The organism is Thalassotalea litorea (genome assembly GCF_043642205.1).
Lineage (GTDB): Bacteria > Pseudomonadota > Gammaproteobacteria > Enterobacterales > Alteromonadaceae > Thalassotalea_A > Thalassotalea_A litorea.
Genome location: NZ_JBHZSG010000028.1, coordinates 32,535 through 45,045, shown reverse-complemented (window position 1 = coordinate 45,045; position 12,511 = coordinate 32,535). Strand labels below are relative to the sequence as shown.

General features: G+C 41.0%; 16 protein-coding genes and 1 tRNA gene. 11 read left to right on the top strand and 6 right to left on the bottom strand.

The window, feature by feature from the left end; all coding sequences use genetic code 11:
- Positions 1 to 267: 267 nt before the first annotated feature.
- The 5 genes from nadA to ACHUFQ_RS12195 all read left to right on the top strand — a co-directional run bounded on the left by nadA (position 268) and on the right by ACHUFQ_RS12195 (position 4,288).
- Entirely contained in the window at positions 268 to 1,326 is a 1,059-nt protein-coding gene (nadA, locus tag ACHUFQ_RS12215; protein ID WP_394175937.1) for a quinolinate synthase NadA, read from the top strand.
- A gap of 266 nt (positions 1,327 to 1,592) precedes the next feature.
- Positions 1,593 to 1,680, top strand: a tRNA-Ser gene (locus tag ACHUFQ_RS12210).
- 450 nt (positions 1,681 to 2,130) lie between these two features.
- Positions 2,131 to 3,210: a tyrosine-type recombinase/integrase gene (locus tag ACHUFQ_RS12205; protein ID WP_394175935.1), complete on the top strand. Its 1,080-nt coding sequence runs from the start codon at positions 2,131 to 2,133 to the stop codon at positions 3,208 to 3,210.
- 59 nt (positions 3,211 to 3,269) lie between these two features.
- Positions 3,270 to 3,680, top strand: a complete 411-nt coding sequence (locus ACHUFQ_RS12200; protein WP_394175933.1) for a hypothetical protein — start codon at positions 3,270 to 3,272, stop codon at positions 3,678 to 3,680.
- A gap of 362 nt (positions 3,681 to 4,042) precedes the next feature.
- A complete protein-coding gene (locus tag ACHUFQ_RS12195; RefSeq protein ID WP_394175551.1) occupies positions 4,043 to 4,288 on the top strand; it encodes a hypothetical protein in 246 nt (81 codons plus the stop codon).
- Positions 4,289 to 4,340: 52 nt separating this feature from the next.
- Here the strand turns inward: ACHUFQ_RS12195 and ACHUFQ_RS12190 are convergent, their stop codons facing one another.
- Positions 4,341 to 5,369, bottom strand: coding sequence for a hypothetical protein (locus ACHUFQ_RS12190; RefSeq protein WP_394175931.1), 1,029 nt, complete (start codon positions 5,367 to 5,369; stop codon positions 4,341 to 4,343).
- Positions 5,370 to 6,074: 705 nt separating this feature from the next.
- On the opposite strand from ACHUFQ_RS12190, the gene ACHUFQ_RS12185 reads away from it, so the two are divergent.
- The gene (locus tag ACHUFQ_RS12185; protein WP_394175929.1) at positions 6,075 to 6,377 is read left to right on the top strand and encodes a hypothetical protein; all 303 of its coding nucleotides are present in this window, start codon (positions 6,075 to 6,077) and stop codon (positions 6,375 to 6,377) included.
- Between the two features lie 44 nt (positions 6,378 to 6,421).
- Here the strand turns inward: ACHUFQ_RS12185 and ACHUFQ_RS12180 are convergent, their stop codons facing one another.
- The 4 genes from ACHUFQ_RS12180 to ACHUFQ_RS12165 form a co-directional block, all read right to left on the bottom strand.
- Positions 6,422 to 6,772 carry a hypothetical protein gene (locus ACHUFQ_RS12180; RefSeq protein WP_394175927.1) on the bottom strand — a complete coding sequence of 117 codons (351 nt, stop codon included), beginning with the start codon at positions 6,770 to 6,772 and terminating at the stop codon, positions 6,422 to 6,424.
- Positions 6,773 to 6,937: 165 nt separating this feature from the next.
- The gene (locus tag ACHUFQ_RS12175; protein ID WP_394175925.1) at positions 6,938 to 7,180 is read right to left on the bottom strand and encodes a hypothetical protein; all 243 of its coding nucleotides are present in this window, start codon (positions 7,178 to 7,180) and stop codon (positions 6,938 to 6,940) included.
- 187 nt (positions 7,181 to 7,367) lie between these two features.
- Positions 7,368 to 7,613 carry a hypothetical protein gene (locus ACHUFQ_RS12170; RefSeq protein WP_394175924.1) on the bottom strand — a complete coding sequence of 82 codons (246 nt, stop codon included), beginning with the start codon at positions 7,611 to 7,613 and terminating at the stop codon, positions 7,368 to 7,370.
- Between the two features lie 516 nt (positions 7,614 to 8,129).
- Positions 8,130 to 8,510 carry a nuclear transport factor 2 family protein gene (locus ACHUFQ_RS12165; protein WP_394175922.1) on the bottom strand — a complete coding sequence of 127 codons (381 nt, stop codon included), beginning with the start codon at positions 8,508 to 8,510 and terminating at the stop codon, positions 8,130 to 8,132.
- A 177-nt stretch (positions 8,511 to 8,687) separates the two neighbouring features.
- Between ACHUFQ_RS12165 and ACHUFQ_RS12160 the strand changes: the two genes are divergently transcribed.
- From ACHUFQ_RS12160 to ACHUFQ_RS12145, 4 genes are all read left to right on the top strand, one after another.
- Positions 8,688 to 9,311: a tyrosine-type recombinase/integrase gene (locus ACHUFQ_RS12160; RefSeq protein ID WP_394175921.1), complete on the top strand. Its 624-nt coding sequence runs from the start codon at positions 8,688 to 8,690 to the stop codon at positions 9,309 to 9,311.
- A 588-nt stretch (positions 9,312 to 9,899) separates the two neighbouring features.
- Positions 9,900 to 10,193 carry a hypothetical protein gene (locus ACHUFQ_RS12155; RefSeq protein ID WP_394175919.1) on the top strand — a complete coding sequence of 98 codons (294 nt, stop codon included), beginning with the start codon at positions 9,900 to 9,902 and terminating at the stop codon, positions 10,191 to 10,193.
- An 87-nt stretch (positions 10,194 to 10,280) separates the two neighbouring features.
- Positions 10,281 to 10,742 (top strand): DUF4262 domain-containing protein, encoded by a 462-nt coding sequence (locus ACHUFQ_RS12150; RefSeq protein WP_394175917.1) that lies wholly within the window; start codon positions 10,281 to 10,283, stop codon positions 10,740 to 10,742.
- A gap of 198 nt (positions 10,743 to 10,940) precedes the next feature.
- A complete protein-coding gene (locus ACHUFQ_RS12145) occupies positions 10,941 to 11,426 on the top strand; it encodes a hypothetical protein (RefSeq protein WP_394175916.1) in 486 nt (161 codons plus the stop codon).
- Positions 11,427 to 11,750: 324 nt separating this feature from the next.
- Here ACHUFQ_RS12145 and ACHUFQ_RS12140 read toward each other — a convergent pair whose 3' ends face one another.
- Positions 11,751 to 12,146 carry a transposase gene (locus ACHUFQ_RS12140; protein ID WP_394175914.1) on the bottom strand — a complete coding sequence of 132 codons (396 nt, stop codon included), beginning with the start codon at positions 12,144 to 12,146 and terminating at the stop codon, positions 11,751 to 11,753.
- Between the two features lie 156 nt (positions 12,147 to 12,302).
- Between ACHUFQ_RS12140 and xisR the strand changes: the two genes are divergently transcribed.
- Entirely contained in the window at positions 12,303 to 12,485 is a 183-nt protein-coding gene (gene xisR, locus ACHUFQ_RS12135; RefSeq protein ID WP_394175912.1) for an excisionase family protein, read from the top strand.
- Positions 12,486 to 12,511: the final 26 nt, after the last annotated feature.

Genomic DNA, 12,511 nt, shown 5'->3' with positions numbered 1-12,511 from the left:
TATCAATAAAATCTATGTTGTAACTGAACCTCTGCCCTAACTCTGAGTTGTGCACAAACTTAATGTGATTGGTATAAGAGCTGCTTTTACCCGCTACCCGAAGCGATGTGGTTTATCGCGTACCCGAAGTGGCGCCGTTTGCCACGTACCCGGAACAATCTTCGATTGTGTACCTAGATTACATTTAATTCGGATTTTCGACCTATAGGCATTTAAAACCGATTGATTTATAATATGCGGCACTTTAGTACCATGAGTTGTTTACGAATGTTAGAGACCACCTTAGCCGTTGATTTTGATTACACCTTTCCTGCCAAGCCAGCAAAGTTGAGTGATGCCGAAAAAGCCGAATACAAAGCCAAAATCAAACAGTTGTTAAAGGAAAAGAACGCGGTTCTGGTTGCCCATTATTATACCGATCCTGAAATTCAGGCATTAGCGGAAGAAACCGGGGGCTGTGTTGCCGATTCTCTTGAAATGGCGCGCTTTGGTAATCAACATTCTGCAGACACACTGATCGTCGCTGGTGTGAAATTTATGGGCGAGACCGCCAAAGTCTTAACACCAGAAAAAACCGTGCTGATGCCAACGCTGGAAGCCACCTGTTCTTTGGATTTAGGCTGTCCGATCAAAGAATTTAATGCCTTCTGTGACCAACATCCGGATCGTACCGTGGTGGTGTATGCCAATACTTCCACAGAAGTAAAAGCCCGAGCGGACTGGATTGTAACGTCATCTTGTGCACTGGAAATCGTTGAGCATCTGGACGAGCAGGGCGAAAAGATACTTTGGGGCCCGGATAAACATTTGGGTGCTTATATCGAAAAACAAACCGGTGCCGATATGCTGATGTGGGACGGCGCCTGTATCGTCCATGATGAGTTTAAAACCAAAGCACTGGCCGATATGAAAGCCTTGCATCCTGATGCCGCCGTATTGGTGCACCCTGAGTCTCCAGCATCCGTTATCGATCTAGCCGATGCCGTAGGATCAACCAGTCAGTTGATCAAAGCCGCCCAGGAGATGGATAATCAAAAATTCATCGTCGCCACCGATCGCGGTATTTTTTACAAGATGGAGCAGTTGTGCCCAGATAAAGAGTTTTTCGAAGCACCAACCGCAGGCGAGGGCGCAACCTGTAAAAGCTGTGCACATTGCCCCTGGATGGCAATGAACGGCTTAAAAGCCATTCATGATGCCCTAATCGATGGTACCGGTCGAGAAATCTTTGTCGATATGGATCTACGCGACGGCGCATTAAAATCCTTAAACCGCATGCTCGACTTTTCGGCGCAATTGAAACTAAGCGAGAAAAATAATACATAGTGCGAAAAAACAGCAATCAGTAAGCTGTTGGTGGATTAATACTTGCGTCCTCGCAAAATTTTCCCTAACATACGCGCACATTCAAACGCACAGCGATTGAAAAAATATTTAAACAATGTGACCGAAAAATTAGCGCATTGACAAAGTGATTTAGGTGACGTGTCCGAGTGGCTGCCAAGGGGTATTAACACGCCTGGCGTGCTCAGCCAAATCACCAAAACGTGAAAAGAAACACGATTATCAAATTCTTCTACAATTCGATTTAAGGTGACGTGTCCGAGTGGCTGAAGGAGCACGCCTGGAAAGTGTGTATACGGAAACGTATCGAGAGTTCGAATCTCTCCGTCACCGCCATTATTAAAGGGATGTAGCTCGATTGGGAACTTTATGGGAACTTTTGAGCTACATACACCGACTTCTGATTTCAATTCTTTCTCTATCTACTCCTAATCATTTTCGTTCTATACAAAGCTTAATTACGGAGAGTTTCCTAGACCAGAGGAGGCTAACTTGTTCGCGGTTTCGTCACAGGGAAGAATTTTAGTGCTGAGCTACGCAGCGAAGAATTCTTTTAATATCATTAATACCTCTTAAAATCAACGTCTTATCAGTGCGTTGAGTGAGGTGTTTATGTGGTCAGTTGAAAAAGCCAAGGCTTTCTGCAAGAAAAATAAAATTAAGGGCCTGGATATCCGAGGGCCATATTCGGTTCGCGCACATATAAAACTGGATAAAACCATATATCGATTTCGCCTTGATGAGTTCGAACTCACTCCTAAGAGGGTGCTTAAAGCAGGCGATGAAGTGAAGCAATTAAAATTGCTAGCTAAATACAATTTTGAGGACTTCCTTAAAAAATATAAAGAGCAGCGTCCTAAAAGTTCCCGAAGTCCAAAAGGCCAATCTTCTAATCCTGACGCTCGCCCACTAAATGAATTCATAGAATATTTTTACATGTCTAAGCAAGGCTCGCTTGCGCCTTCGTCGATTAGCAATTACCAGAAGAAAATCGAACGCTACATCACCCCTAAATTCGGTAAAGTCCCAGTCGCTGAAATAAAACCATTACAAATTCAGCGTTGGCTACTTGAAGATTTGAGCCACTTATCGAATAAGACTGTTAAAGATCTGGTTTGCTTCCTAAATCAAATCTTTTTATTGGCTATCCTTGATGATGCAATCATGGTGAACCCTCTCGACAAGTTAAAAGCAGGAAATGTACTGAAACTAAAATCGGTAGCCCCTGAACCACAGCCTTTTACTGATGATGAAATACAAAAAATCGTGTCGACACCTACTAGCAGAAAAAGTGAAATTAACCTGTTTCACTTTAACTGCTATACGGGGTTGCGGTTGGGTGAATCAATGGCGCTTTCCTGGACTGATATTGATTTGGCGAAACAGACCCTTCATGTAAACCGTTCTGTAGTAAACAACACGTATAAATCGCCGAAAAACGCATCCAGTCAACGCACTATTAAGTTGTTGCCACAAGCCATAGCGGTGCTCGAAAGGCAATTGCAATTAGCAAGATTAAAACCACAAACGCTTGAAGTGTTGACTTGCGATAATAAAACCATGCGTAAAGATAATGTGTGTTTTGTCTTTTACAATAGCAATACCATGTTGCCATTTGACAATGATAATCAGTATCGACAAAGATTTTTTCAAAACCATTTAAAGAAAGCTGGCGTAGTCTATCGCGGTGCCAATCAAGCGAGGCATACTTATGCGTCTCATTTAGTCTCAGCAGGCTTACCGCTGACTTGGGTAGCCAGACAAATGGGACACACCAGCATAAAAATGATCGAGAAACATTATGCTAAATGGATGCCGACACATGAAGACAAATTCGCAAATTTGGCTAGTCAGGCATTCTCCTAAAATAATTTCCCTTTAACGGGCCTAGATATATCCGAGGTTAACTAAAAGAGGATATATCAATGACCCAAAAGACAGAAAACACACAGTTTAATTGGATTCATAAAATGGTACGTCGTTCTCGCTGCCCTTGGGGCAATGGCGATAAACCGGATGATTTGCGAATTTGCTGGTATCTCGACGAAGAAAATAAACAAGCAATATACGAATACCGTAATCAAGCGGGCGGCACGAATGGCTTTGCCATAACCAGTTTATTGCAAGAGCAGCTGCCAGAGCACATCAACCGGAAGTATTTTTTCCCGGAAGAGCGTGCATGGGTATTCGGCTTTTTCTTTAGTGAAATTAGTCAGTTTATCGAGCATAACGTCGATGATATGGCCTTTTTCAATTTCACCGGGGTATCGAAATCTGTGTTCTTTTCCAGTGAAAATTATGAATCGTTTTTATCGTTGTGTGAAAACTCAGTCTAATCAGGGGAGCGAAAGCTCCCTTTTCTTTTTCCGGCAATAATTTCCCCACATTGGAACTAGTTAATAGGGCAGTCGGAAGTTATGTTGGGGCAAGGTGCCGCTGTCACTTATTACAGCAAATCAGTGAAGTTTCCGAGCTTTGCGTTTTGACTGAGTTGACGTTGACCTCGATGACCAGCTCAACGCTCCGTGGGTGATCGGAAGCTCATACCGGATGTCGCCGACGTCATTGCGACAATGGTGAGAAAAGGAAAGCATATCGACTGTAAAGGGAGCCAGATTGGCTCCCTTTCCCCATATTTCGCCTGGGGTGTTTCTACATAGTTATGGAAGACAGTTCCATGAATGAAAAAGGAAACACTATGAAAAATAAAGAATCTTTAATTTATATCTATGAATCCTCACAAGGCTTATGTGAAATTGGCTTGAGGATACTACAGGCCACATCGATTTCGCTGATTATGATAGTCATCTTTTTGCAAGAAGATTTAGATACTCAGCTTCATGTCATTGTTGGCTTGACGGTATTGGCTTTGACAATGGTTGGTATCAGCATCGGATTACGATGCTATGTCGCCAAACACCGACCCGATATGATTAAAGATTGACGGGCAACCCGTTACGATTAGGCACCGCTATGCGGTGCCTGTTTTTATGCCTTTAATTGTTAGTTGGTATGTCTGGATGTTTAATGCCAAGTGTTCGAAATACATCGGTTAAGCCTTGTTGATACTCGTTGGATGAGTTTACCGAGTACAAGGCCACTGCTTGCTCAATTCTGTCTTGGTCAATTTTGATGTGACTGTCTTTATCCAACTTAGAATCCGGGTTCCAGAATAACTCGTAAAGAGTAGGGCAAAATGAATGGACATACTTTAATGACGCCGTTAATACCTCAATATCCTTATCGGTATAGCCCAGCGCATTCTCTTTGATGATTTCATCTGTTCTAGCGGCAATTTGTCGTAGGAAACGCTCACGATGACTGAAAAATAGTACCCGGGAATAGAGACCATCCTCCGCGACTAATTGACGCCGGTACTTTTCCAGAATTTCGGGGCGCAGATAATTATTAGCGGCCTTTTTATTCTTAGCGTTGGCCGTCTCAATTTCAAGAGAATGCCAGCCGGAATTGGACTCGCAATGGCGGTCGCAAAAGTAAATAAGGCTATCTACAGCCCTTTCGTTTCTGAGCTCGCCAAAACTTCCGTATCCAGCAGCCCGAAGCTCCTGCTCTGTAATAAATGCTGTATACTGGCCACTATTTTTACTTTCACTATTGTATTTGAGTAATCTGTTAATAACACATATTTGAACACTCAAGTCGTGAATTTCGTTTTTATAAGCGTGTTGGCTTGTATCGGTTTTCTGATGATATTCCAACTCCGTTTCAAAGCTGATGAATCGCTTTCCTTTGGCACTTAAGTAATACACCGCACCATCTTTGCTACCGAAACTTTTTCGCTCATTTATCAAGCCATCTATCACTAACTTTCTAAATAACTTGTTGATGGCTTCACGGCTAATTCCCAAAAGATACTGAATAACGGTTTTACTACTAAAGCCAAATCGACCAATAACATAGAGAACCGAAATTTTCCTGGCATGACCGATTTGAGTTGGATTGTTGTACTCTGGGGGAATAAGAAATTTAGTCCCCAGATTTTGATAGATTGATAATTCTTGCATCGCATCTCCTTCTTGCTTGTAAATCTTTATCAAGGTTCAGCCAAGGATAATTTTGCCACCATGTATCAAACTCGCTTTGCCTGATGCCTGGCATCAGGGTAGGGCTTCGCCACGCTTTGCATACTGCAAGCTAAATCAACTGTTGTTGTAAAAACTTCGTTTAGGCTATTTCTCTGAACGCCAGACTATTCGCGACTTGTCGCGGTCTGGCTTTCCTTCCTTCGGGCGTCTCGGGAAATAGCCCGGCCATCAGCGGTGACCGCTGATTTGGCCGATTTCCGCCCATAAATTTCGCCCGGCGGAGACGCCGGAGAGAGGCTCAATTTATTGCATCACTTCGTGACGTTAGGTTTTCCTATTTTCCCTTGGAAAATCGAAAAATTTCGCTTAAGGCGAAACTCCAATCAGCCAAATCAGCACTTGGCTGATGGCCGGCTTCACCAAACAAGCCACTCTCGTGGTTGTTTGCTTCCGCGATTTGATGCGAATTACATTCGCTTATTTTGAATTTTTAAATCCTTAAAAATTTGGTTGCTTTGCCTTCGGCAAATCATGCGCATTGAATCGGAGGTGAGCGCGAGAAGAGGCAGGTTTGTTTGTCAGAATGGTAAGAATTTTAGGTCGCGTTCGCGTACGAAGAATTCATCAAATTATCAGAAAAATCCTTAAAATGGAATAGGTTGATAATTAAGCATGGAGAAAAATATGAGACTATTAAATTGGTTATTCGGCTCTGATGATACCACCTCAACTGTACATTCAAGCTCAAGTAACACTAGCTCAACACCAATCGTAAATTGTGATGGTACACCTATGATCCCCGACTCTATGATAGATGTGGAAGGCAAGGTGTATGGACAATGCAGCAATGACATAGATATCACAAGCTCTGTCGGTATCGATACTTGCACGAACAGTTTTGATGATTCATTTTCTTCGAGCTTGATTGACGATAGCTTTTCGTCAGTCGATAGTTCTATAGGCTCATCGTTTAGCGACGACTGGTAAAAAAACAGCCCCGAAAGGGGCTGTGTTTTTTATGAAGGCAAGGACTAGTATTCCGCGCCTTCGGTTTGAAGCCTGTCAATGAATTCATTTAAGCTGAGCGCCTCATTGTCCTGCTTCTCATACCCCAGGTAATTGTCCTCAATCAATTCATAATAGGCTTCAGCCGAGGCACTAATAACAGTCCGAGTAATCGCCATTAACGCTTTGCGTTCATGCGGTAAAAGTTCAGTGAAGTATTTCTGCAGATGCTCGCAAAAAATATAATCATCGTGAACTCCCCACTTATTTACTATTACATCGCGCAATACATCTTCTTCCAGGCGAAACGCCTCATTGAGTTGGTTTAGCAATTGGCTGACAAACTTAATATTTAGATAGTTTTGTTCCATATTCATAAGTTTTCCTTGTTGTTTGGTTGGGCACAAATAACAAGGAACCGATAGGGGGAATTTCGACAATTTTGATCAAAAATGGTAGGAGCTGAGTGTCTCTTATGTGCCAGGAACGGTCTGTTAGCTATTGCTAATATACCACTCTACAGACTGTCATCTAATAAATGGTTATTCACTAGTATTTGACTTATCGTTTACCACTACAACCCATGCGATAAACCCCGTGATGAGCGCAGTCCCTGCAGCAGCTATAGCTAACCCTAAAAGTACGCTACTTATAGTTACAGAATCAGCCTTTCCATACATATACAACAAACATAGCCTTAGGCCTAGCACAAAAAGCATTGCTAAAAATATAAGCTTGAAGCCAACTTTCCAAATGGCATAAAAACCTTTTTTATTGAACATCATTTATTGATTCTCCGGCTCTTTAGCCCAATTCTCGGCGGCTTCAACGGCTGTATTGTCGATGCCATATCCTTGGTTGAACGACTGTAGCTCGCAGCTCGTTATAGTCATCCCAACCTGGATCAGACCATACTTATCTGGTTCGGGTCATGTGCCTGTTTCATACGAATATACAAATTTTCTCTGATACTCAGATTTTCTTCTTGAGTAATACAAATTGATTAATCACTGATACTACAACGATACAGAAAAGTGAACCGTAGATTAACGGGTGATTAATAAAATTGAGAACAAAACCCATGCTTGCATACTGGCCAATATCATCACCTTCAAAATAATCCAGGATCACATTTAGAGGCAAGATACCTATTAGCATGAAAACATAAAATTGAAGAGCGGCAAGAACACCTTTTTTAATTGCTTCGAGTATTTTCAACGTCACATCCAATTTTATTCAATACGTATGTCTGCAATTCGCTCAACTCAGACGCTGGCATACATGCTCATTACTGCTGTACCAATCCTAGAGGGACGGACACAAATAAAATAATGAATCCTAGCGTGTATATTGAAATAAATATCAGCATCCACTTGCTCAACGAAGCCAGTCCAGGATCTTCAATATCCCGCCATTCTCTTTTGAATAAATACTTCATAAACGTTCGATTTGTGTTTAATGAGTTATTCATGATTAGACTTGGTTCACCCATTGATTTGTATTTTTCTGGGTGTCTGGTTTCTAGTATCTTAAACAAACGATGACAAAGAAAAAACCAAACAAAAACAGAACCAAACAATATAGCAAATAGAATTGGGAAAACTTCCTTCACTCGATACTCCTTCCATTGAATGACTGTAGATCGCTCTTCAGAGACATTAACCTTTTCAAGGAGTTAATATCAACCTCGGATATAAGAATTATGGAAAGACTAATAGCTACTGACAACCCTAGTTAGGAGTTAAGTCCGAATTCATCACACAAAGTGCCTTGATGGTATAGCATTTGCCACCTTCCATTTTTCAAAGACCATATGGAACAGCGCAAAGAGAAAATCGGAGTCCTCTCACCGCTCTTTTCCATTACAGATTTATAAAGTAACTGAACACAATCAGATGCTAAATATTTAACTTCATAGTGTGATGCGTTTATTTTTGGCGGCAATTCATTGGGTAAACGATCAAGGACTTCTTTTTTACCAAATCGGCAGCCAGAGCCACTAACTTCAGTAAAGTCTTCCGCAATTAAGTTGTTTAGTTCACTAAAAGATGATCTAGTTTCAGCTCTAAACAATCGCTCTTCTAATTCGATGAGCTTTTCCTTAAGGTTTTCCACAAACTCTCCATGTTAGCCAAGCGGCTAATATTCAAATATTTGGATAGTATTCATTTTTGAATTTTGAATGACTGTAGCTCGCTCATTGAAGCCGTCCAGACTCCTGGCGGCAACTTGAGAATCAGAATATACAATCATCGGTGATAATTAAAGCGCTTTCGATAAAAGGAGCGCTGTATGAATCACTTAACTCAAGACAAACCCTTCATTCCCTGGAACAAGGCTCAAATCGTAGGACAGCGTAAACCGCTGAAAATATCTCATATCTGGGGTATCCGAGTCCGGCTTGAACTAACGAACAATCACCGTGATTTGGCATTATTCAACATGGCACTGGATAGTAAGCTTCGCGCCTGTGACCTGGTATCACTGAAAGTATCTGATATTTCCCATGGCCGTAGAATATTATCCAGAGCTACTATAACCCAAAAGAAAACCGGAAGTCCGGTGCAATTCGAAATCACTAAGGCCACCAGAGAATCTGTAATTGCCTTGATTGCCATAGCTGGACTAGATGCTAACGATTACCTCTTTAAGTCCCGTCTAAAGGATTCTGAGCACCTTAGTACGCGTCAGTACAGCAGGATATTTCATGGCTGGATATCAGCTCTGCATTTAGATCACAGCCTGTATGGTACTCATTCTTTGCGTCGCACAAAGCCATATCTGATATACAAGAAAACCAAGAATCTCAGGGTGGTTCAGTTGCTCCTCGGCCATAAAAAGCTGGAAAGTACCGTTCGTTACCTTGGCATCGAGGTTGACGATGCACTGGAAATATCGGAGTCTATAGAGGTATAAATTATTGCCTGGTGGGGATACCCCTATCAGGCCGTGATGAGCGAACAGCGGTCATAGAAGATCTAAAGTTTATTATGGGTACAAAGAAGCAAGCGACGATAAATACTCTTCGGAACGAACTGGAAAGGTTTGTTTGTGAGGTATTTTCGGGACAATACGCTGAACATCCTGAGGTTAAAAATAAGCCTGTACTAGATAATCCCTTTCTCTTGGCTGAAATTAAGAAACGTTGCCCAGGTTTCGATATGAAAACATATGCAACAGAGTTCTCCATTGCTTACCGTAATAACCGATAGGCAACCGTGTTCGTCTAGGTATGTGATTTAAGCCTTTTTACTCAAGGACTGAATTTGGTTGATTGCCTAAGTAGGCTTAATCCGGTAATTTGGATGACCCGAACCAGATAAGTATGGTCTGATCCAGGTTGGGATGACTATAATGAGCGATAAACGGACGTGGAGAGATAGGTCGAGGGATCTAATGCGAATACTAATCATATTATTGTTTTCGAGTTTATGCATTTCTTGCGCTGTAAATACCCAAAGCTTATCTAGCCATTATTCGAATTATGTTGGCGGCGAATTTGAGTTGACTGAAGATATGACTTTATATGAACAGCCAGAGGGTAACTTTAGCTTTTATAATGTTTTATTGGTAAGGCAAAGCGATTGCTGTCACCAGGGAAGGTTAATAGCAAATTTACCTGAAGGAACAAAAATTACTGTTGATGATGTTTTGCGTTATGCGTTTTTTACAAACGACTGTAACGAGGCAATTGGCAAGATTAACTTTGACGACAAACTTATAAAGTTTGAGTTTTTTATCAATTGTAATTACGAAGGATTGAAAATATCTAAGTCACTTCCTTGGGAAAATCAATAGCCTAATAATGGGATGACTATATTGAGCGAACCGCAGCCGCTGCATAGGTAACGCAATTTCACTTTTATTAGGAAAAGAACAATATAGATGTGGCTATTCAAGAACAACAAACAACATAAAAAGATTTCAAAAAATATAGAAGAACATGGTTGGCAATTTCAATTCGTATTTGATGAAAATGGTGAGAAAGTAGATTTCGCTTATACCATTGGGTTTGAAGAAACTTTTGCACATCCAGAGATTATGATTTTTGGACTCAAAAAAGAAACAATGCATACCATACTTGCAGATATTGCATATGAGCTAAAAAGTGGAAAAGTATTTACCCCCAATAATCGTATTCCTGATGTAATATCGGGAGGGTTAGATGTAATGTTTAAGCCTCTTAAAAATGAATGTATTGCAGACTTTGCAGGAATTGCGAGTCAATATTACGATAAGCCATTTCGTGTATTAGTGATGCTTTGGCCAGATAGAAATAACATTCTCCCCACGGAAGCTAACTGTGAATTAACTATCCAAAACGAAGCCTTAAAGGTTGTTTCCTAAAGCAATAATAACATTGGTGACTTTCCCCTATATTCATGAAAATGAGCGATTTGCTTACTTTTGTCTTTCTCAAAAAATTAATAACGCATATTTTTAATAACTCTGGCAACATGTTGTCAACTTTGTTAAAACTATCCCATTCAGAAAAGTGCGCGATTTGCACACTATTAAATTGTTAGGGCAACCATGAATCGAGCGATGATCCTCATAGCAGTACCATTTCTGGCGGCTGCCATAGGTGTAGCCTGGTGGGTTGACTATACCTATGAGCCTAAATCTGATGCATCAAAATATAGCAGCAAATTTTCCGCTCTTGAAATATATTCTTGCGCTGACAATAAGTATTTTACCCCCCAACAATGTGCTGAAATTGCTCACAACAAAGGTATGTTTAGCGCGATTAGAGATTTAAACCGCGATGGAGTTCAGGAACTATGGAGCGTTGGTGTCGCAAAATACAAATCGGGCAAGTATCCTTATGCGAATGTCGTCATAGTCAGCGACCTAAACACTAAAGAAATTAAGCAGGTCCTTACAGTAGATCTTAACAAACCTAGGTTTGCAGTGTTGTTTGGCAAAGCTAACGAACTATCGCTGTTCTTCTGTATGGAGTGCGGCAGTTACGCAGATATACAGTGGCAAAATAATCAGTGGGCATTGGTATGGCCTGAGCCATACGGGTAAAAGCCCTAATAAATTTAGGCAAGCGAACAAATGACTACGCCTTGAGCTGCACAAATTGCAGCGGCTAAAGGTGTTAACGCCTCGAAATCAGCGTATATTAGAAAATGCTAACAGGCAGCTATTGGCACAAAACGGTCGTTCGCTTCCAGCCAAATTCATCAATTTCACCCAGCCAGAACCTCTTGAATGCCTGGCTCAACATCGGCTCTCATACTGAATCTCCACTAACAGTCTAGACACTTTTGAGTTGTCCTCGAGAGTTTGTAAACTCACTCCTTGAGTTAGCGAACTAAATAGTAATTCAAGCAATAAAAAATTCCTGTGTTATTTCGGATACCTGTTGTAATAGGAGCTAACCGACATCCCAAAGAACTTTATAGCAGCGACAAGAGGGACGTTGTATTCTTTGACGAATGTTCTTACCGCCTCCAATTTCTCTTCTTTGTTTAATGTGTTTGGGAAAGTTGAACCGCATGCTAAGAAAAATACCTGGAGTTCCTTGTTTTCGATTTTTAGAAGATCATTAGCTCGTTCAAGTTCAATCATTTTGTCTATTTGACTTTCGGTCATTGAGCCGAATTTTCGTTTCCAGTTGACGATCGAATTTGTCGACATTCCGAGTTGCGCAGATACCTCTTTGATGGTTTTTGACGCTGAAACTTCGTCCAAAGCCTGCTTAATTTGAGCCGCAGAGTATCTGTAATTGTCTGGTTTACCCATTTGGTTTATTCCAAAATTTACTTGTTTTCACATATCAACCCCTATTTTACAGGGCTCTGATGAGAAAATGAAAAAAGGCGTCATTGAGTGAGTGTTTTTGTGCTTAGTTTTTCGGTTTACTTGAATACATTAAATTTCGAAAGAAAGGAGAATGTTATGCAAAAAATTTTACTTGGTTGGGTCTCATATCAGAAAGTGGAGGAACTGAAAGGCTTTTCTTACGACACATTAAAAAACTGGCGATCAACTTGTATGGAAGAAGGTGTGCATTTTAAGAAAAAGGGGAAAAACTATATATACCATTTTGAAAATCTGGATCAAATGCTTTCCGAAAAGTAACCGAGTACAGCCAATTTCTAGTTAAT